The following is a 20813-nucleotide window of genomic DNA, read 5'->3' on the forward strand; positions in this document are numbered from 1 at the left end:
ATCACACCATGAAAAAGGCCCTGCTGCTCGGTGTTGCATTGGCTCTGACGGGCTGCGGCGAAACCGCCCGACTGCGCCCGGAAGACGGCATGGGCGTCAATCCAAAACTGCCTAGCCCCGTCAAAACCCTGGTGCCGACTGTCAAGATCGCCGAGGTCGCCGGCTGGACGGTCGACCAGGCGCCGACGCCTGCGCCCGGCCTTCAGGTCGAAGCGTTTGCGCGTAACCTGACCCATCCGCGCTGGCTCTATGTCCTGCCCAATGGCGATGTCCTGGTCGCCGAAAGCGATGCGCCGCCCAAGCCTGACGACGGAAAGGGCATTCGTGGCTTCTTCATGAAGATGCTGATGAAGAAGGCGGGCTCCAACCGGGGCAGCCCCAACCGGCTCATGCTGTTGCGCGATGCCAATCACGATGGCGCCGCCGAGCTTCAGGTCGTCTTCCTGCAGAACCTCAACTCGCCGATCGGCATGGCGCTGATCGGCGACCAGCTTTACGTCGCCAATACCGACGCGGTGGTCCGTTATACCTATCATGAAGGCGACACGGCGATTACCGGCCCGGCCACCAAGGTCGCCGACCTGCCGGGCGGGCCGATCAACCACCACTGGACCAAGAACCTGATCGCGTCGAAGGACGGCAGCAAGCTCTATGTCTCGGTGGGCTCCAACTCCAACGTCGCGGAAAACGGCATGGCGGCCGAAACCAACCGTGCGGCGATCCTGGAAATCGATGCCGCGACGGGCGCGACACGGCTGTTTGCCTCAGGGCTGCGCAATCCGGTCGGCATGGCGTGGAACCCGGAGACGGGCGCGCTGTGGACCGTCGTCAATGAGCGCGACGAGATCGGTTCGGACCTGGTGCCCGACTATATGACGTCCGTGAAGCCTGGCGCATTTTACGGCTGGCCCTACAGCTATTACGGCCAGACCGTCGATGAACGCGTCAAGCCGCAGGACCCGGCCAAGGTCGCGTCCGCCATCAAGCCCGACTTTGCGCTGGGGCCGCATACGGCGTCGCTGGGCCTGACCTTCTATACCGGCGGGCTCTTGTCGGAAGGCTACAAGAATGGCGCGTTTGTCGGCCAGCATGGCTCGTGGAACCGCAACCCGCCGTCGGGCTATAAGGTCGTCTTCGTGCCATTCAAGGGCGGCCAGCCGTCGGGCATGCCGCAGGACGTGCTGACGGGATTCCTGGGCGAAGACGGCAAGGCGCGTGGCCGCCCCGTCGGCGTCGCCGAGGATATTGATGGCGCGCTGCTTGTGGCCGACGACGCCGGAAATACGGTCTGGCGCGTCACGCCGGACACGCAGCTGCGGGTAAAGTAGAGCCGTCCCATTTTCCGCGTAACGCACGTTATCAATTTTAATGACTTACTTGTGGAAACTTCGTCCTTAACGCGATTTTCAGCAAGTAAGCGTCGCAAACCGGTGTTACCGTCTTCCCCAATTGCGCGAGAAAATGAATCTCTCGCCTACTCTTATGGGGGAAGTCCAGATGGTCAGCATTTATACCGCCGGTGCGGTCACAGTCGCCAATACCTATACCACAGGTACGCAGCTTGACGCCAAGATCGTCACGCATCCGGGCGGAGGCTATACAATCGTCTGGCAAAGCAATGGCCAGGACGGTTCGGGCTTCGGCATCTATTCCCAGCGTTTCGACAGCACAGGCGCCAAGGTCGGCTCCGAGATCCGGGTCAACACCTATACGACGAGCGACCAGAACGCGCCGGTCGTCACGCGCCTCAGCGATGGCGACTATGTCGTCGCCTGGGCCAGCAACGGCCAGGACGGGGCGGGAGCTGGGATATACGCCCAGCGCTTTAATCCGGACGGTACGACACAAGGATCAGAGTTCCGCGTCAATACGACCACCGCCGGCAACCAGGGCTGGACCACGCTGGAGCCGCTGAGCGGTCTGGCGGTCACCGACCTGGGCGCGAATGGCTTTGTTGTGACCTGGCAGGGCAACGGCGCCCAGACCGGCCAGGTGGATACAATGGGTATCTTCGCCCAGCGCTACGACCTGTCAGGTGCAGCCGTCGGCGGCGAGGTCCGGGTCAATACCACGACCACCAACGACCAGACCGTGCCGGCCGTGGATGCCTTCAGCGATGGCAGCTATGTCGTCTCATGGACCAGCCTGGCGCAGGACGGTTCGGGCTATGGTGTCTATGCCCAGCGCTTTAATTCGAGCGGTGTGGCGGTCGGCTCCGAAACCCGCGTCAATACCTATGCGACCGGCGACCAGTTGATGCCCTCCGTGGCGGTGCTGGCCGACGACAGCTATGTCATTGCCTGGTACAGCAATGGCCAGGACGGCGACGGCCTCGGCGTCTACGCCCAACGCTACGATTCGTCGGGGACAGCGATCGGGGCGGAATTCCGGGTTAACACCTACACCACCAGCGACCAGAACTATCCGCGTGTCACGGCCATGTCGGACGGCGGGTTTGTTATCGGCTGGACCAGCAAGAACCAGGATTTCGCCAACGCCACCTTGCCGCACGGCGCCTATTCGCAGCGCTACGATTCCGGCGGCAATACCGTAGGGTTCGAGACGCTTGTGAATGAGACGGTTGTCGGCAGCCAGGTGCATCCGATCACCGCTGAGCTTGACGACGGCAATGTTGTTACGGCCTGGGTGAATTATGCGTCGAGTTACGGTGATATCCATCAGCAGGTGTATGAGCATCATACGGCCGGCTATGGCGGCAATGCCGTATTGGGCGCGGGTGCGGTTACCCGTGTCAACAGCTATACGAACAATTCCCAGCTGGACGCCAAGATCGTCACTCATCCCGATGGCGAATACAGCGTCATCTGGCAAAGCAACGGCCAGGATGGCTCGGGTATCGCAATTGCGTCCCAACGCTACGACGCCAGCGGTACAAAACTTGGCGGCGAAACCCGCGTCAACACATATACGACCGGCGACCAGAATGCACCGGCCGTGACCCGCCTCAGCGACGACGGTTATGTCGTCACCTGGGTCAGCAATGGCCAGGACGGTTCGGGCGCAGGCATCTATGCCCAGCGCTTCAACGCTGACGGCACGATGAATGGCGCAGAATTCCGTGTCAATACGACGACAACCAGCAATCAGGGATGGGCGACGGCCGAGCCGTTGAGTGGTGTGGCGATTGCCGACCTGGGCACGAACGGCTTTATCGTCACCTGGCAGGGTGTAGGTACGCAGTCTGGCCAGGCCGATACCATAGGCATCTTCGCCCAGCGTTATGATATGTCGGGCGCTGCCGTCGGCGGCGAGGTCCGTGTCAACACCACCACCACCGGTGACCAGACGGTTCCGGCTGTCGATGGCTTCAGCGATGGCAGCTATGTCATCTCCTGGACCAGCGCGGCCCAAGACGGCTCTGGGCTTGGCATATACGCCCAGCGTTTCGATGCCAGCGGCGCGGCTGTCGGCTCCGAGACGCGCGTCAATACCTACACCACAAGCGACCAGGTCATGCCGTCCGTGGCGGTGCTGGCCGACGACAGCTACGTTATCAGCTGGTACAGCACCGGCCAGGATGGGTCGGGTCTTGGCGTCTATGCCCAGCGTTACGACGCGTCGGGAACGGCGCTGGGCTCGGAGTTCCGCGTCAATACCTTCACCACCAACGATCAGAATTACCCGCGCATCACCGCGCTCGCTGACGGCGGCTTTATCATCGCCTGGACCAGCAAGAACCAGGACGCCGGCGGCACCTACCCGCACGGCGCCTACATGCAGCGCTACGACGCCAGCGGCAATGCGGTCGGTGGCGAGACCCGGATCAACCAGACCACGGCCGAAAGTCAGGTTCATCCCGTTGTCGCCGAGCTGGACAACGGCAATATCGTGACGACCTGGGTACACATCCAGTCGACTAGCGTCGATGTTTACCAGCAGGTGTTCGCCAACACCGCCGGCTTCGAGAGTTATTACGGTACAGCCAGCGCGGAAACGATTGACGGCGGCATAGGCGAGGACACCGTCCTTGGCGGCGGCGGCAACGATACTCTGTGGGGCTCGGCCGGCCACGATTCCATGAGCGGAGACAACGGTGACGATATTGTCGACGGCGGAGGAGACAACGACACGCTATATGGCGTCAACGGCGACGACAGCCTGACCGGCGGCTGGGGCGCGGATGCGCTGTATGGCGGCGCCGGCCTGGATACGCTGGCCGGCAACACCGGCAATGACACGCTAGACGGCGGCGGCGGCGCGGACACGCTCACTGGCGGCACAGGCAATGATGCCTACTACGTGGATGACCTTGGCGATGTTCTGGTGGAGGCGGCGGGCGAAGGCATCGATACCATTTACGCGACGTTCGCACTCGACCTGAGATCGCTGGTCCATTTCGAAAACCTGACGGTAACGCCGACCGACACGAGCAACGACACTTTCTGGGGCAATGATGGCGGCAATACGATCGTTGCCAATTCGGGCGCCAATGTCATGTATGGCGGCGACGGCAACGACGTGCTGCATGGCTATATCGGCGCGGACACCCTGTATGGCGAAGGTGGTGACGACACCATGATCGGCCTGTCACAGGACGATGTCTATTACGTCGACTCGACCGGCGACGTCGCCCAGGAGACCCTTGCGGCGCATGGTTATGACATCGTCTACGCATCGGCGACTTTCGACCTGGGTGACTATATCGAGGAGCTGAACCTGACCGGGACGGCCAATATTGACGGCCATGCCAACGAGGGCAACAACCTCATGCGCGGCAATTCTGGCAATAACGGCATCTACGGCAATGGGGGCAACGACACCATCGACGGTGGCGCAGGCGCCGATACCATGTATGGCGGCACGGGTGGTGATTACTATATTGTCGACAATCCGGGCGACCATGTCTGGGAAAACCTGATCGACGGCAGTGACACGATCTATTCCTACATCGACTACACCCTGATCAACGGCAATGACCACCTGATCCTGGCCAATGATTATGGCGATCTGACCGGTATCGGCAACGGCGTACTGAACGATATCACCGGCAATAACGGCAATAACTACCTGTTCGGTGACGACGGCAAGGATACCCTGCGCGGCGGGGCCGGCAACGACACACTGGACGGCGGCCTCCAGACGGACACCATGTACGGTTCCACGGGGGACGACATCTACTATGTCGGCACCGGTGGCAGCGGCGTCGATATCGTCATCGAGAACCTGAACGAAGGTACCGACCTGGTCTATGTCACGCTGAACTATGGTATGACCGCCAATGTCGAGAACCTGACCCAGACGGGCACCGCCGCCATGTGGGCGAACGGCAATGCACTCGACAACATCATGATCGGCAATTCCGGCAGCAGCTCGCTGTACGGGTACGACGGCAATGACTGGCTGGATGGCGGCAGTGGGGTCGACAGCCTGGGCGGTATGAAGGGCAACGATACCTATGTGGTCGACAACCTCTCCGACGTGATCGGCGAGTTGGCCGGCGAAGGTACTGACCGGGTGCGGTCCTATGTCACCTGGACGCTGGCGGCGGAGTTCGAGAATCTGACCCTGACCGGCACCGATACCATAAACGGCACGGGCAACAGCGTCGCCAATGACATGGTCGGCAATGTCGCTGCCAACCTGTTGACCAGCTATGACGGCAACGACACCGTCGATGGCGGCGGTGGCGTAGACACCCTGGTCGGCGGCCTGGGCAACGATCTTTACCGCGTCGACAATTCGGCCGATATCGTCACCGAACTGTCGGGCGAAGGCGTGGACACCATCGAAGCGACCGCCTCCTATTCGCTGGTCGGCGTCGACAATATCGAAGCCCTGACCCTGGTGGGCTCCGGCAATATCAATGTCACCGGCAATGCCAACGGCAATGTGCTCAATGGCAACAGCGGCAACAATATCCTGGACGGTGGCGCGGGGGCGGATACGCTTACCGGCGGACTCGGCGACGACACCTATATCATCGACGACGCCGGCGATGTCTTCACAGAAGCCGCCAATGCGGGTACCGACACGGTCGTCATCAACGCCTCGCATACCCTGTCGGCGAATTTCGAGAACCTGACCCTGACGGGAACAGCGGCGCTGACCGGCACGGGCAACAGCGCCGACAATGCTATTACCGGCAATACCGGCGACAATACGCTCAGCGGCGGCGACGGCAATGATACGCTCGACGGCGGAACTGGCGCGGACAGCCTGACCGGCGGGATTGGCAACGACACCTATGTCATCGACAATGCAGGCGACGTCCTGATCGAAGCCTCGGGGGCCGGCACCGACACGGTCCGTTCGTACCTCAGCCACACGCTGGCGGCCGATTTCGAGCACCTGACCCTGCTGGGAACGGCTAGCAACGGTACCGGCAATGCGGGCGCCAATGCCGTCACCGGCAATGCCAGCGCCAATACGCTGGATGGCGCGGCAGGCGCGGATACGCTCACTGGCGGCGCGGGCAACGACGTCTATGTCGTCGATGATGCGGGCGATGTCGTGATCGAGAACTCGGGCGAAGGCACCGACACGATCCAGGCCTCCATCAGCTTCAATGCGGCGGCGAACGTCGAAAACGTCGTGCTGACGGGGTCGGGCAATACGTCTTCGAGCGGCAACAGCCAGGCCAACACGCTGACCGGCAACATCGGCGACAACAGCCTGTCGGGTGCAGGCGGCAACGACACGCTGATCGGCGGTGACGGCAATGACACGCTGAACGGCGGCGGAAGCAGCGACAGCATGACCGGCGGGCTTGGCGACGACCTCTACTACGTTGACAGCGCTTCGGACGCCGTTGTCGAAGCGGCGGCCGAGGGTAATGACACGGTGTCGTCGTCGATCAGCTATACCGCGGCGGGCAATGTCGAAGCCATCGTCCTGTCAGGATCGGGCAATATTTCGGCGACCGGCAACAACCTCGACAACACGGTGACCGGCAACAGTGGCAATAACAGCCTGTCGGGCGGCGACGGCGCGGACACCCTGTCGGGCGGTAACGGCCAGGACAGTCTCGACGGCGGGCTGGGTGCGGACAGCCTGACCGGCGGCGCCGGCAACGATGCTTACGTCGTTGACGATGCCGGTGACGTGGTCGTGGAAACGGCTGGACAAGGCACGGATACGGTCTCGGCAGGCATCGACTATGCGCTGACGGCCGAGGTCGAACACCTCATCCTGACGGGTTCGGCGACGGCGGGCACGGGCAACAGCCTGGCCAATGCCATCACCGGCAATGCAAGCGGCAACAGCCTGTCGGGCGGCGATGGTAACGACACGCTCGATGGTGGCACAGGCGCGGACAGCCTGACCGGTGGGGTGGGCAGTGACAGCTACGTCGTCGATACTGCCGGCGATGTCGTGACCGAAGCCGCCAGCGAAGGGACCGACACAATCACCGCTTCGGTGAGCTATGCCCTGTCGGCCGAAGTGGAAAACCTGGTCCTCATCGGTGCGGCTTTGACCGGCACCGGCAATGGCCTCAATAACGTCCTCACCGGCACCAGTGGCAACAATGTGCTCGATGGTGGGGCAGGGGCGGACACGCTGACAGGCGGCAATGGCGACGACGGTTACGTTGTCGATGACGCGGGCGATGTCGTCACCGAAGCGTCGGGCGAAGGCTCGGATACGGTCACGGCTGCGATCAGCTACGCCCTGACGGCCAATGTCGAAACCTTGGTTCTGACGGGCGCGGCGACAAACGGCACCGGCAACGGCCTCGACAACGCCATTACCGGCACCAGCGGCAATAATGCGCTCGATGGCGGCTTGGGCGCGGATACGCTCACGGGCGGCGACGGCGACGACAGCTATGTTGTCGATGACGCGGGTGACGTGGTGGTCGAAGCCTCGGGCGAAGGGACGGACACCGTCTCCGCTGCGGTGGACTACACCCTGACGGCTGAGGTCGAAAACCTGATCCTGACCGGTTCAGCAGCGATCGGCACGGGCAATGCGCTCAGCAACGCCATCACCGGAACGGCCGATGCCAACGTCCTGACCGGCGCAGCGGGCGACGATAGCCTAACCGGCGGCGCAGACAGCGACGACTTCGTCTTCGCCGACGCGGCGTCGAACGGCACCGACACGATCAGTGACTTCGAACAGGGCGTGGACCGGTTGGTTTTCACGGGGGCGGACTACGGCTTCGCGGCCAGCCATAACCTGTCGGCATCGGAGTTCACGGTCGGGACGTCAGCGGTTGGGACGGATGCCCAGTTCGTCTGGGACGACACGACAGGTCAACTCTACTGGGATGCCGACGGCACGGGCTCGGGCGCGGCCATCGACCTGGCGCTGATCGTCGGGACCGTCACCAAGGACGACCTCTACTTCGTCTAGATAGATTGAGCGGCGGGCCATGACCCAATGGTCCGGTACTCAAGGTGCAAGGTCTTGCCGCAACAATGCCATACCGTTGTTAGATGAACCTGGCTATCACATAGCCAGGCCTATTTTCGGTACGTTAAGACGCAGTGGCTGATGACGGGATAAAATCATGAAGTGGCCAGGGTGGATTTCACTTGTCGCGTGTCTGCTGATGCTGAGCTGCACGAGCCAGACAAAAGGAAATGCCGCGACGATTCCGCACCCGGACGCCCCGGATAAGGTCGTGGAGTATTTTTCAGAAGCGCCTGAGACAACAGGCCCATGGCCGGTGGTCGTCTTTCTCCACGGTCATCAGGACGGCCTTTTTCGCCCCGGCGGCAAGACCTATGTCGATTGGGGCGTCCTCCATGACTATGCCAGGCGCGGCGTTCTGGCCGTCTCGATCTCCCTGCCAGGATACGGCGGATCCAGCGGGCCTGAGGACTTTGCCGGACCTTTTACCCAGGACGCCGTGGAAGCTGTCCTTGCGAAGGTACGCAGTGATCCGCGTGTGGCGCCCGACCGGATCGCGATCGAAGGGGTAAGTCTTGGCGCCGTAACGGGGGCGCTCGTCGCCGAGCACGACCCGAAAGTGCGCGGCCTTGTTCTCATCTCGGGCCTTTACGACCTCCAACCCTTTTTTGCGCGCGCAAGATCGGACGCAGCCAGGAAGGTCAGGTCGGCCTTTGAAGCACAGACCGGCGGCAGAACCGCTGAGGCGCTGCGAACCCGCTCCGTACTCAGCACTGCCGTGACAATCCGGGCGCATACCTTGATCATCAACGGCGCAAAGGATGATCGCACCGATCCAGACCAGGCCCGGCAGCTCGCGGCGGCGATCAACGCCCATGGTGGCCACGCCAGCGCGCACATCTATTCGGACTATGGTCACGACATCCCGGTCAAGGTCAGGGCGTCTGAAATAGATGCCTTTCTCAACGACGCTTTAAAACCTTAGAGCATGCTCCGAAAAAGTGGAAACCCGTTTTCCGTACGAGTATGTGACCGCTAAGGAAGCTAGACCGTGCTACGTTTCCTTTAAAACGCGGCACGGTCTAGGACTTCGGCACGACGCGGACGGCGACGACCGTGTCGTCCTTCAGGTAGCGCTGCGCCACCGTCATCAGATCCATCGGCGTCATCTCTTCATACTGCTTGCGGCGGGCCAGCCAGTCGGCGCGCAGCTCCGGGTGCGTGCCCAGGCGCGCCAGCACGAACGTCCAGTAGCTGATGTCATTGACGTCATTGTCCATGCCCGCCAGCACCGGCTTGCGCGCGCGGTCCAGTTCGTCGTCGCTGATGGGTTTGGTCTTCAGGTCCGCGACGATGGCGGTAAGCGCCTTGCGGAAATCGCCGTCGGCGCCGGCCTTGACGGCGGACACGACGCCGATCGAGCCGAGGTGCGGATAGGTTTCGTCATTATAGGCGTAGGCCTGGGGGGCGTAGTCCGCGCCCTGAGATTCACGCAGTTCATCCTGCAGCCGGCTGGAGAGGACGGCGGCCAGCATGGTCGTCACGCGTGCCGTCCTGGGGTCCGAAACGAAGTCGTCGGTCGGCCACAGCGCGATGCTCATCGCCTGGTCATTGCGGCCTTCGTGGTACAGGGTGACGTCGCGCGCCTTAGGCGGGAACGAAATCCGGCGGGCGCCATCGGCTTCGGCGGGTTTGGCCGGGCGCGGGGCCAGGGTGCCGAAGGTCTTGCCGATCTCGGTCACCGCCTTGCGCTCATCGACATCGCCGACAATGGTGATGTGGACCGGCGTGTCGCTCAGGCTGCGGCGCAGGATGTCGCGGATATCGCCAAAGGCGATATCGTCCATCCGGTCCAGCCGCGTCTCGTCGAAGCGCGGATCGCCACTGTGCATGATCCGGCCCCAGTGGTGGACGCGGACGCTTTCCGGCGCGGCCTTGAGCGTGCGCAGATATTCCGGCAGCCAGGCCAAGTAACGGTCATAGGGATCGGGGCGATAGGCGGCGTCGGTGGCATAGGCGAAGAGCGTCTCGACTTGGTGGCTCAGGCTGGACGGATTGGTCGTGCCGCTGAGCGTCGCCTGATCGGCCCCAAGCAGATAACCGACACTGACCTGGTAATTGCGCAGGGCGTCGCTGAGCTGCGGCATGGTCAGCTTGTTCAGGCCGCCCCAGTAGAGAAAGTCACCGGAGGCCAGGAACAGGGGCGGGTGGGTTTTCGGGTCGAACAGGAGCTGGCCACCACCGAAATCCACCTGGACGCGGATCTGGCTGGCGACCAGTTGCGTCGGCTTGATGTGCAGGGTGACGCCATTCGGCCAGACATAGCGGCTGAAACCGTAGTCCGGGTCGACCGTCTGGCTGGCGGGCGCGACCTTAGGGGTGAAGAGGCGGCCGTATGGCCACGCCTTGGTCTTGGCTGCGGCATAGGCCGCCGCTTCGCTGCCGGACAAGGCCTCGTAGTCGGCGCGCATGGCCGCTTCGTCATAACCGCCTATGCTCTCGCCTGAGTGCGACAGAATGGGACCGTCGCCAGAGAACCAGGCGCGCAGGCGTCCGTCCATAAGATCCTTCCGGCCGACCTTGCTCTTGTAGGACTTGTACAGCTTCACCGAATCTTCCGGACCTTCGGCGACGGCGTTCTGGTCCAGGCCGGCGACGATGGTTGCGGCCAGGCCGGCGGAGTCGCGTGTCGCACTTGCGCCCTGCAGGAAGCGGAAGTTGGAGTCGACTGTCTGCTGCGCCTTCTGAACCTCGGCTTTGGTCAGGCCTTCCGCCCGCAGGGTATGGATGATGCCATAGGCCTGGGCCAGGGCGTCGCGCGCCCGGCCAGGCTTGGGCAGCACCGACAGGAAGGTGACACGCGCCGTGTGCGGCACCGGGTAGGCCCCCATGCTGGCCTGGAAAAAGGCCGAATCTGCCGCCAGGGCGCGCTCCGAAAGGCGGGTGTTGACGATCTGGAACAGGTAGTTGTCCAGGAAGGTGTCGTCCATGCGCGCGGGCGTGTCGTCCCGCCGGTCTTCGGGCGCGATCCAATTGAGGCTCATCTCCTCGACCAGCCCCTTGTCCTCGTAAGCGAAGGTCTGAACGCCCGACGGCGTACGCGCGCCCCAGTCCGGTTCCTGTGGCACTGGACCGCGACCCTGCCAGTCGGAAAACCTTTCCTTGATCATCGCCTCGACTTCGAAAGCGTCGAAATCGCCGACGGCGATGATCGTCGTCAATTCCGGCCGATACCAGGCATCGTAGAAGGCCTTGAGTTCAGCCGGTGGGGCGGTGCGGATGATGCCGGTCAATCCGATGGGGTTGTAGAATTCGGCATAGCGCGCCCCGGCGTGAACCCGGCGGTTCCAGGCCTCGGTGCGGCGGCTCATGGGGTCGCTGCGCAGACGTTCCTCGGCCAGGACGACGCCGCGTTCGCGGTCGACGGCGGCGGCTTCGAAGCGGACATTGCCGGCCATTTCGCGCAGGATGAACAAGGCCTCCTTCACCGTCTCATCATCGCTCTTGGGCGCGTTCAGCATGTAGAGCGTCTTGGCGTCGAAGGTGAAGGCGTTGCTGTCGGCGCCAAAGGTAAAGCCGTGCCGCTCAAGGCGGCGGCGCAGTTCGCCTTCGGGGATATTGGTGGTACCGTTGAACGCCATGTGCTCAACGAAGTGCGCCAGGCCCTTCTGCGTTTCGGTTTCGACCAGTGAGCCGGCGGCGACGCGCATATAGATGGCGGCCGTGCCCTTGGGGGTGGCGTTGGCCTGGACGACATAGGTTAAGCCATTGGGCAGGCGGCCATAACGGGCGTCCGGATCGGGCTTGCGGTCCGACTGCTCGTGCGGGAAGGCAATGGGCTTCACCGGCTCTGCGGCCGCCGTGACGGGCGCGAACGCCAGGGCGAGGGCGATGATGGCTGCGCGCAGATGTCCGGTTTTCATATTCCCCCCGAGTCCCGGATATATAACGCCGGTTGTGCCGCGCCGTAAACCGTCATGAAGACTTTGGCGCATGCCGGCCGTAGCGCGCATAATTGAACCTTAACGCCTCTGTGCGCATAGTCGTGAAAAAGAGGAAATGATGTTCACCAAGCGATCTGAAAACGTCACGGCGATCCTCCAGCAAATCGCCCAGGGCCGCGTCTCCGCCGAGCAGGGAAATCTGCTGCTCCATTCACTGGTTGCCGATGCTGAAATCTCCGCGCGCAACAAGATGCTCCACCTGCGCATGATGGGTCGGCACGCCTGAGGTTTTGTCAGCGCGTTGGCGATGCCCGGACGCCTGACGGCTACACCATGTCTTGCAGTTACTGCTAGCCGATGTCAGATAATGCTATGACCGATGAAATGCCCATAGCGGAATATTATGGATGCCTTGGCCGAGTACAGATCGCGGAGGGCGTGGCGACATTGAGATTCTATCCGTTCGTTTTTGAACGCGAGGAAGATCGGTTGGATCCCGTACTTGAAGTCGTCATCGAGGGGGCTGACGTCACAGAGGCTGAGTTGCAAGTCTTCATGTCCGGGGACATCGAAGTCTCGGTTTTTTCACGCTTCGTCGTAATCGAAGAGGTATGTGAGGGCTTGCTCTCACGGACTATAAGCGGCACGCGATTGACTGCCGTCCACAGGGCCTATGACATTCAGGACTATGCCGAGCGGGTTAAGCAACTTGACGCACGCAATGCCGAATTGCGTGCCGATCTGCATCTCGGCAGCAGCATCCGGAACAAACTGGACGGCCTTGTCGCCGAACTGTTGCGCCGGGCGGAAATCAAAGCGGCTGCGTCGGCTGATCACAGGTTGAAACAGACTGAGGCGATCAAGGTGCTGGAGCGCATACTGGCAGAACTGCGGCCTGACACTTAAATGCCGGAACTGACGGGGATTACAGGGCTTTTGCCTACTGCAATACCGCTTCGGTGTCGGCGGTGTCCGTCGTCTCGACAGGTGCGACGCTTTTGCCGGCCACCGCGTGGTAGACCTCAAGCGTCCGGCGGGTCACGCTGTCGATTGAATAACGCTCAAGGAACGGTGTCCAGTTGATCTTTGCCACGCCGCGCGACAGCCGGGCCACCGTGCGCTCAAGGCTTTGGGCGTCGTCGACATAGCAGTCCCCCGGCAGCTTCAGTTCGGCGAGGGTCGGCAGGCGGCTGACCGCTACGGGCAGGCCGAACGACATGGCTTCCAGTAGCGAGATCGGCAGGCCTTCGTGGCTCGAAGGCAGGACAAAGGCGGAGGCCCCGGCATAAAGGGCATTGACCTCTGCCTTGGGCAGGGCGCCGGTCATGACGATACGCGGATCGGTCGCCGCACGGTCGGTGACCGTCTGGGCGTAGGCGCTGCCGTGGTCGGCGCCGCCGACCAGGACCAGCTTTGCACCGGCGTTGCCTGCGGCGATAAAGGCGTCGATCAGGTCGAGCTGGCGCTTTTCGGGCACGATGCGCGCCACATTGACGATATAGCGTCCTTTCGTCAGCCCGTAACGCGCCAGGAGATCGCCCTCGGGGCTCGGGGCTGGCGGAACGGCATTGGGGATGTAGGTGTAGTCGACGCCGTACGCCTTTTTCAGCCGTTCATCCAGCCCGGGAGCGATCACGATACGCGCATCGGAAAAGCGCGCGCCGCTCCATTCGCCGAGCCTGAGCATGCGCTTGGCGAACGTGCTCCATTTGGCGCGGTCATAGTCGGTGCCGTGGTGGGTGGTGACGACACGTAAGCCGAACAGCCTGGCCAGGGGCGCGACCAGCGACGGGCCTATGGCGTGGATATGGACGACGTCTGGACGGCGCAAAGCGCACCACACGACCGCCAGGGTGGAGTGCATGATGGCTTCGAAATGGCTTGAGCGCGGCGCCCACAGCGGCGTCAGGGTCACGCCACGCATGTCGGACGGCATGGCGCCATCGGGCGAGGCATAGGGTGCGCGTTCGATGATTTCGAAGGCGATCTTCGTGTGTGGTGTCCGCGCGGCGTGACAGACGATGTCGCGCACATGAGTCTCGATGCCGCCTTGCGCACCGAACAGGGCGCGCAGCCCCAGGACTGCCACCCTCATGCCAAACTCACTGTAAAAATTGTCCCAGCCCTTATAATCATTACATATCGGGCGCCCCAGCCCGGTAACCGGCAAGTATAGTGATCACCGGAAGCGCCCGCCGTATCACGACACTTCGGTGACTCGCAATATTAAACCCCTATCCCGTTACCGCAGCGCGCGGATATTCAAACCGGGTGTGGCGAATTTACAAAGCGTGTCTTCGTTCAGGACGCCTATAGTCGATGGCCATGTTTCAGTAGAGACGGTTCGACTGCCACGCCATGGCCGTCCGGATCATGGTGTCGATATCGCTGTGGCGCGCCGACCAGCCCAGTTCGCGCTGGATGCGGCTGACGTCGGCGACAAGGGTTTCGGGGTCGCCGTCGCGACGCGGCCCGAAGCTGTGCGGGACCGGGCGCCCCGTGACGCGTTCGGCGGCCTTCAGCGTTTCCAGCACAGTCACGCCTTCGCCGGTGCCGACATTGAAGACGCGGCTGTCACCGCCGTCCAGCAGCCGGGCCAGGGCGGCGACATGGGCTTCGGCCAGGTCGGTGACGTGGACATAGTCGCGCACCGCCGTGCCGTCGGGTGTCGCATAGTCGGTGCCGAAGACGGTCAGCGGCCGGTCGCCGGCCAGGGCGGCCTGGCAGATCAGCGGGATGAGGTGAGTTTCGGGCTCGTGGCTTTCGCCGATCTCGCCGTCCAGGTCCGCGCCGGCGGCGTTGAAATAGCGCAGGATGGTATAGCGCAGCGGGTGCGCCTGGCTCATCCAGTGCAGGACCTGCTCGAAAGCGACCTTACTGCCGCCATAGGGGTTGATCGGATTAAGCGGGTGGTCTTCGGGGATCAGCGGGGTTTCGGGCACGCCATAGGCCGCGGCTGTCGACGAAAAGACGATGGCTTGGACGCCGCCCTCGACCAGTGCCGAGGCAAAGGCCGTCGCCGCACCGACATTGTTGTCATAATAGCCCGCCGGGTCGCGCATGCTCTCGCCGACCAGATTCGAGGCGGCCAGGTGGATGGCCGAGCTGATGCCGTAGCCCTTGATGGCGTCGAGTATGGCGTCGCGATCGCGCAGGTCGGCTTCGATCAGCGGGCCCCATTTGACCGCTTCCGCGTACCCCGTTGACAAATTGTCGAGTGTCACAGGCAGGTAGCCCGCACCCGCAAGCGCCTTGCAGACCTGGGCGCCGATAAAACCCGCGCCGCCTGCAACCAATACCGTACTCATCTTCCCCCCGGAATCGTTACCAGAAAACTATGCAAATTATGCAATCGTGACTTTAAATGCGTGTGCAAAAGCGACTCTATAAGGCGAGGCGCCAAAATTTGCAATCCTTTCAACAAGGTGCTGTCCGTCGCCCATACCTTGGCGATTTCAATGGACTGACACCGTGGGGTGGTCTCTCCCGCAAGTCTGCGGCATAAATTACCGCTAACCTGAGTAAGACGGAGGACGCCGGCTCGCCTATGCGACAGCCGAATATGCGGCAAAGGCCGGACGCTGGCCGAGGCGGCTGTAATAGGCGCTGACCGCCAGCAGTTCCGGCTTGTCGAACGGCGTCGCCAGCCAGCGATTGACCGACAGGCCGATGACGATATCGGCCAGCGAAAAGACCTCACCCGCCACGTAGGGCCGCGTGGCCAGGTGCCCGTCCAGCACCTTCATCATCTGCGTCCAGCGCGCGATCGAGCGTTCGACCATCAACGGGATTTTGTGGGCTTCGGAGCCGCGCGCCAGGGCCAGGAAGGCGTAGCTCCAGGCCGGGTTGAGGTCCGAGGCCTGCCAGTCGAGCCACTGGTCGACGCGGGCGCGTGCCACCGGATCGCTCGGATAGAGGGTTTCACCATGGTAGCGGTTGGCAAGGTAGCGCAGGATAGTGTGGGATTCCCACAGCGTCACATCTGTGTCGATCAGGACCGGGACCTGGGCATTGGGATTGAGCGTCAGGAAGGCCGGGGCATGGACGTCGGCAAATCCCGTGCCCCAGTCTTCGCGCGAATAGGGCAGGCCCAGTTCATCGCAGGCCCACGCGACCTTGCGGACATTGATCGAGCTGATCCGGCCGAGGAGCTTCAGGGTCATGGACTTGCCTCCGGTTCTTCAAGGCTTGTCCCGTGATTCCGCCTTCGGTCGCGATGCCGTGATTTTACCACAACCCGTTGCGGTGGTAATCATGAATAGGGTATACTTATGACGTGGTTATTTTTGAAGACCCGTCTCCACATCGAAGGTTGAATGAGGCGTTCCTAAGTTTATTAAACGAGGAAGCAAAATGTCTGACGCGCACCATATCCTGCTGATTGAAGACAATACCGGCGACGCCATCCTGTTCAAACGCGCCCTGAAACGCGCAAATGAAGAGGTTGCGGTCACGGTGGCGCCGACCGCCGAAGCCGCATGGAAGATGCTGGGCGAGGGCAGTGGCGCAGGGTTCAGCATGGCTGTGTGCGACATCAACCTGCCCGGCATTTCCGGTATCGACCTTTTGCGGCGCATCCGCTCTGACGCCGGCACGCGCAGCCTGCCGGTGCTGATGCTGTCGAGTTCCCGCGACGAGAATGAAGTGGCGCGCTGTTACGACGCCTTCGCCAGCGGCTATATCGCCAAACCGCTGAGCGGGGAGGGCTATGAACGCCTGGCCTGCTGTTTCACCAGTTGCTGGCTGGGCATGATGGAACTGCCGGCGGCTGGCGCCGTGGCGCGCAACATGGCGGTCAGCGCGACGCTGTCGTGAAAGGCTAGCCTCCACTGCAGCAGTTTGTGGCTAACTTTGCTTAGCAATGCGATGACGCATGAACCCTATCCCGCGTAGGTTCCGTGGCCGGAGATCACCTTGTCTCCCCGGAAGGTCAGGACCTCTGCGACCTGACGGCCCGACTGGTTGACATAGTGGATGACGATCGTGTCGATGCCGGCAAACACCGTTTCGATGCGGAAATGCAGGTCCGGTACAAGATTCAATCCTTCGCTCCAGTATGCGCGGATGGCGGTCTTGCCCACGAAGACACCGGAACTGTTCGGCCAGACGCGCTTCGCGAACGGCGAGGTAAAGGTCGCGTCGTCATGAAAGTGCGCCAGGACGGCCTCGATATCGCGCGCGTTCCAGGCCGCACACCAGCTTTCGGCAAAGGCTTTTGGGTCTATCGTCAGCACAACTATTCCACCTCCGTCGTCACAAGCCGCGCGCAGTCGCCCAAGGCTTGCGCGGCTTCAAGCGTTTTGGTCGTGATAAACGACCTGTCGTAGATATCCGGCGCAGTCGACAGGCCAATCTGTTTGTTGCCGAGACGGCTTTCCCACACCGTCACCGTCACCTCGCGCTTTTCGGCGGCCTCGAAGTCACCGTCCTCCACCGCCCGCGGGTCCGCGGAAACACGCACGATGCGGGTCCGCGTGCCGCGGGTCAGGGGCGGCCAGCCCGCAGCCTTCAGCACGGTGTTCCAGCCATCGACCGAGAAGCACATGTCGGGCGGATTCTTGTCGACAAGCCATACCTCTACAAAGCCGCTCTCGGCTTCGAATGGCCTGTCGTAATGGTAGTTGTCCGAGTTCATGCGGCTGGAATAACGGTAGAGGTGGGCCACGTATGGCGTTGTCTTGCCACCGTCGATGAAAAAGCTCTGGGTACAGTCGCTGGAGCACGGCTGGCTCACCGCCCAGTACCGCGCGCCAAGCGTGTGCAGCACATTGTCTTTGGTCGTTGCCGCCGAAAACGCTATCGCCAGGCTTTGCGCGCGCCGTTCAAGCCGCTTCAGCTCCGCCTGCTGTGCAGGCGTGGCGGCATGCGCCGGAAGCCCGAAGACGGCCAACGCGACGGTAGCCAGAAAAAGGCGCATGGATGGTTCCCCTCGACAGTCAAGGCAGGTTAGCAGAGGCGGTGATCCGGCGAAAGATTGCGAAAAGGCTCAAATTACCATGCCCGTCGTCACAGGCGCACCATGACCGGCTTGTCACTTGACATGTCGCCCGCTCGTCTGACAGTTGAACACGGTTGCCAAAAGCTTAATTGCGTTGCCTAAGTCATACCGCGCGAATCCGGGCACCTATTACCGGCTTCAGGCGCGTGCGTCGCTTACGCCTTTCAGTGCATTCATTTCTTTCTTTTTGAATTCATAACTCGCAGGGGAATTCCTCATGGCTGTCATTAGCGGAACCAATTCGCCCGAAAAGCTAGCCGGCACGGCCGGCGCCGACGAAATCTTCGGCCTGGACGGCAAGGATGAGATCCTGGCCGGCGCGGGTAACGACACCATTACCGGCGGGCAGGGCAATGATGTCATCAACGGCGGCGACGGCATTGATACCGCCGTCTATTCCGGCAATGTCTGGGACTATACCGTCATCCAGGACTGGCTCGGCAACTACTATGTCTCTACGGGTGATCCCGGCCTGATCGTCGGCACCGGTCTGAACCCGAACGTCGGCGAAGGCACCGACCGCCTGATCGGCGTCGAAAAGGTCTCATTCAACGGCGTCGTCTACAATGTCGATGACCTGGTCCAGGCCTCCAAGCAGTACGGCAAGGCCACCAACGACTATATCGTCGCGCCGACGCGCTTTTCAGAAGCGGTGCTGATCGGCAATGGCGGCAACGACACCCTGATCGGCCACGACGGTACGCAGGACACGCTGTATGGCGGCACAGGTGACGACAGCCTGACGAGCGGCGATGGCCGCGACGTCATGGATGGTGGCGAGGGCGCCGACACCATGCAGGGCGGCGAAGGCGTGACGACCTACTATGTCGACAATATCGGCGACGTCGTTGTCGACACCGGCTCTGCCCCGGTCGACAATGTCCACAACAAGAAGTCCGACGTGATCTACGCCACGGTGTCCTATGACGCGGTCACCAATGTCGAAGTCCTCGACTTCATCGGCACCGCTGACGTCAACAGCAACGGTAATGCCGAGGCTAACACCATCAAGGGCAATGTCGGAGACAATTACATCAGCGGCATGGACGGTGACGACACCCTGCGCGGCCGCGAAGGCAATGACACCATCCTGGGCGGCGACGGCAACGACTATATCGAAGGCAATGAAGGCAATGACAGCCTGGCCGGCGGCGCTGGCGACGACGCCCTCTACGCCGGGTCGGGCACGGATACGCTGGCGGGCGGCGCGGGCAATGACGAATATTTCGGCATTTCCAGCGATGACACGCTCAGCGAACTGGCCGGTGGCGGCAATGACACCGTCTGGGCGACCGGCAGCTACGACCTGGGCGCCAATATCGAAAATGCCCACGTCAACGGCTCCAGCCATGGTACAGCGACTGACAATTCGATCTGGGACAATTCCGGCACCGGCACGATCTGGGGCATGGACGGCAATGACTCGCTGTACGGCGGCGCGGCGCTGTATGGCGGCAACGGCCACGACCGTCTCGACGGCGGCGCTTATATGGAAGGCGGCTCGGGCAAGGATATCTACATCGTCTACACCGGCGCCGAAGTCGTTGTCGAAACCTCGGTGCTCGATCGCGACCAAGTCAAGTCCTATGTCAGCTACACGCTGGGCGCCAACGTCGAAGATCTCGTGCTGCTGGCGCCTTCGGACGGCTCGCCCGCTCCGAACCTGAACGGTACGGGCAATGCGCTCAACAATGAGATCATCGGCAATGAAGGTAACAACGCCCTCACGGGCCTGGATGGTTCGGACGTGCTGTACGGCCGTGGCGGCGACGATCTGCTGCTGGGCGGCTCGCGCTGGGACACGCTGCAGGGCGGCGAAGGTAATGATACGCTGGACGGTGGCACCGAAAACGACCAGATGACTGGCGGCGCGGGCAATGACCTGTACTACGTCGACCATGACGGTGACCGGGTCAACGAGCTGTTCGGCCAGGGCATCGACACGGTGAAGTCGTCCATCTCGTACGCCTTGACGCCCGACGTTGAAAACCTGCTTTTGACGCATGGCGCGATTTCTGGCACCGGTAACGGTCTCAACAATTCCATCGAAGGCACCAGCGGCAACAACATCCTGTCGGGTGGCCTTGGCAATGACAGCCTCTACGGCTGGGAAGGCAATGACAGCCTGTCGGGCGGAGCCGACCACGACCGCCTGTCGGGCGGCAATGGTTCGGATACGCTCATCGGCGGCTCGGGCAATGACGTGCTGGGCGGTGGTACGGGCGCCGACGACTTCATCTTCGGCTCGGTGGCCACCAACGGCCACGACCACATCGTTGACTTCGTCCATGCCGTCGACCGCCTGGTCTTCTCAGGCGCAGACTATGGCTTCGCATCGGGCCATGGGCTGACGGCGGCCGAGTTCACCGAAGGCGCGGCGGCCGTGGGTTCGGGCGCGCAGTTCGTCTGGGACGCAGCGGCGCACAAGCTGTGGTGGGATGCGGACGGCAATGGCGCCGGCGCGGCTTTCGAGCTGGCCCTGATCGACACCGGCGCGACCGTGACGAAGGACGACCTGTTCTTCGTATAGAGCAGGAAGTCCTTCCGAGCCTACA

The 20813-nt window shown here is 62.3% G+C and carries 13 protein-coding genes; 7 read left to right on the top strand and 6 right to left on the bottom strand.

Going from position 1 to position 20813, the window contains the following annotated elements; translation table 11 throughout:
* Positions 1-8: 8 nt before the first annotated feature.
* From AC1DON_RS06665 to AC1DON_RS06675, 3 genes are all read left to right on the top strand, one after another.
* The gene (locus AC1DON_RS06665) at positions 9-1328 is read left to right on the top strand and encodes a PQQ-dependent sugar dehydrogenase (RefSeq protein WP_476933987.1); all 1320 of its coding nucleotides are present in this window, start codon (positions 9-11) and stop codon (positions 1326-1328) included.
* 169 nt (positions 1329-1497) lie between these two features.
* Entirely contained in the window at positions 1498-8316 is a 6819-nt protein-coding gene (locus AC1DON_RS06670; protein WP_476933988.1) for a hypothetical protein, read from the top strand.
* 157 nt (positions 8317-8473) lie between these two features.
* Positions 8474-9301, top strand: coding sequence for an alpha/beta hydrolase family protein (locus tag AC1DON_RS06675; protein WP_476933989.1), 828 nt, complete (start codon positions 8474-8476; stop codon positions 9299-9301).
* A gap of 97 nt (positions 9302-9398) precedes the next feature.
* Here AC1DON_RS06675 and AC1DON_RS06680 read toward each other — a convergent pair whose 3' ends face one another.
* A complete protein-coding gene (locus AC1DON_RS06680) occupies positions 9399-12239 on the bottom strand; it encodes a M16 family metallopeptidase (protein WP_476933990.1) in 2841 nt (946 codons plus the stop codon).
* 136 nt (positions 12240-12375) lie between these two features.
* On the opposite strand from AC1DON_RS06680, the gene AC1DON_RS06685 reads away from it, so the two are divergent.
* Positions 12376-12546: a hypothetical protein gene (locus tag AC1DON_RS06685; RefSeq protein WP_476933991.1), complete on the top strand. Its 171-nt coding sequence runs from the start codon at positions 12376-12378 to the stop codon at positions 12544-12546.
* Positions 12547-12632: 86 nt separating this feature from the next.
* Complete coding sequence (locus tag AC1DON_RS06690; RefSeq protein ID WP_476933992.1) at positions 12633-13166, top strand: hypothetical protein; 534 nt, start codon at positions 12633-12635, stop codon at positions 13164-13166.
* A gap of 34 nt (positions 13167-13200) precedes the next feature.
* Here AC1DON_RS06690 and AC1DON_RS06695 read toward each other — a convergent pair whose 3' ends face one another.
* From AC1DON_RS06695 to AC1DON_RS06705, 3 genes are all read right to left on the bottom strand, one after another.
* On the bottom strand, positions 13201-14355 hold the full coding sequence (locus AC1DON_RS06695) for a glycosyltransferase family 4 protein (protein WP_476933993.1): 1155 nt from the start codon (positions 14353-14355) through the stop codon (positions 13201-13203).
* Between the two features lie 235 nt (positions 14356-14590).
* Positions 14591-15568, bottom strand: coding sequence for a UDP-glucose 4-epimerase GalE (gene galE / locus AC1DON_RS06700; protein WP_476933994.1), 978 nt, complete (start codon positions 15566-15568; stop codon positions 14591-14593).
* Between the two features lie 237 nt (positions 15569-15805).
* Positions 15806-16423, bottom strand: coding sequence for a glutathione S-transferase family protein (locus AC1DON_RS06705; protein ID WP_476933995.1), 618 nt, complete (start codon positions 16421-16423; stop codon positions 15806-15808).
* A gap of 190 nt (positions 16424-16613) precedes the next feature.
* Between AC1DON_RS06705 and AC1DON_RS06710 the strand changes: the two genes are divergently transcribed.
* Positions 16614-17075 (top strand): response regulator, encoded by a 462-nt coding sequence (locus AC1DON_RS06710; protein WP_476933996.1) that lies wholly within the window; start codon positions 16614-16616, stop codon positions 17073-17075.
* Positions 17076-17140: 65 nt separating this feature from the next.
* On the opposite strand, the gene AC1DON_RS06715 is transcribed toward AC1DON_RS06710, so the two are convergent.
* Positions 17141-17494 (bottom strand): nuclear transport factor 2 family protein, encoded by a 354-nt coding sequence (locus AC1DON_RS06715; protein ID WP_476933997.1) that lies wholly within the window; start codon positions 17492-17494, stop codon positions 17141-17143.
* Positions 17495-17496: 2 nt separating this feature from the next.
* The gene (locus AC1DON_RS06720) at positions 17497-18177 is read right to left on the bottom strand and encodes a hypothetical protein (protein ID WP_476933998.1); all 681 of its coding nucleotides are present in this window, start codon (positions 18175-18177) and stop codon (positions 17497-17499) included.
* Positions 18178-18475: 298 nt separating this feature from the next.
* On the opposite strand from AC1DON_RS06720, the gene AC1DON_RS06725 reads away from it, so the two are divergent.
* Complete coding sequence (locus AC1DON_RS06725) at positions 18476-20788, top strand: calcium-binding protein (RefSeq protein WP_476933999.1); 2313 nt, start codon at positions 18476-18478, stop codon at positions 20786-20788.
* The last annotated feature ends 25 nt before the right edge of the window (positions 20789-20813 follow it).

The organism is Asticcacaulis sp. P4_H10, assembly GCF_056400965.1.

Excerpts from the sequence above, each read along its gene's own strand:
- AC1DON_RS06665 (WP_476933987.1), top strand. The coding sequence starts at position 9 with ATGAAAAAGGCCCTGCTGCTCGGTGTTGCATTGGCTCTGACGGGCTGC.
- AC1DON_RS06670 (WP_476933988.1), top strand. The coding sequence starts at position 1,498 with ATGGTCAGCATTTATACCGCCGGTGCGGTCACAGTCGCCAATACCTAT.
- AC1DON_RS06675 (WP_476933989.1), top strand. The coding sequence starts at position 8,474 with ATGAAGTGGCCAGGGTGGATTTCACTTGTCGCGTGTCTGCTGATGCTG.
- AC1DON_RS06680 (WP_476933990.1), bottom strand. The coding sequence starts at position 12,239 with ATGAAAACCGGACATCTGCGCGCAGCCATCATCGCCCTCGCCCTGGCG.
- AC1DON_RS06685 (WP_476933991.1), top strand. The coding sequence starts at position 12,376 with ATGATGTTCACCAAGCGATCTGAAAACGTCACGGCGATCCTCCAGCAA.
- AC1DON_RS06690 (WP_476933992.1), top strand. The coding sequence starts at position 12,633 with ATGACCGATGAAATGCCCATAGCGGAATATTATGGATGCCTTGGCCGA.
- AC1DON_RS06695 (WP_476933993.1), bottom strand. The coding sequence starts at position 14,355 with ATGAGGGTGGCAGTCCTGGGGCTGCGCGCCCTGTTCGGTGCGCAAGGC.
- galE (WP_476933994.1), bottom strand. The coding sequence starts at position 15,568 with ATGAGTACGGTATTGGTTGCAGGCGGCGCGGGTTTTATCGGCGCCCAG.
- AC1DON_RS06705 (WP_476933995.1), bottom strand. The coding sequence starts at position 16,423 with ATGACCCTGAAGCTCCTCGGCCGGATCAGCTCGATCAATGTCCGCAAG.
- AC1DON_RS06710 (WP_476933996.1), top strand. The coding sequence starts at position 16,614 with ATGTCTGACGCGCACCATATCCTGCTGATTGAAGACAATACCGGCGAC.
- AC1DON_RS06720 (WP_476933998.1), bottom strand. The coding sequence starts at position 18,177 with ATGCGCCTTTTTCTGGCTACCGTCGCGTTGGCCGTCTTCGGGCTTCCG.
- AC1DON_RS06725 (WP_476933999.1), top strand. The coding sequence starts at position 18,476 with ATGGCTGTCATTAGCGGAACCAATTCGCCCGAAAAGCTAGCCGGCACG.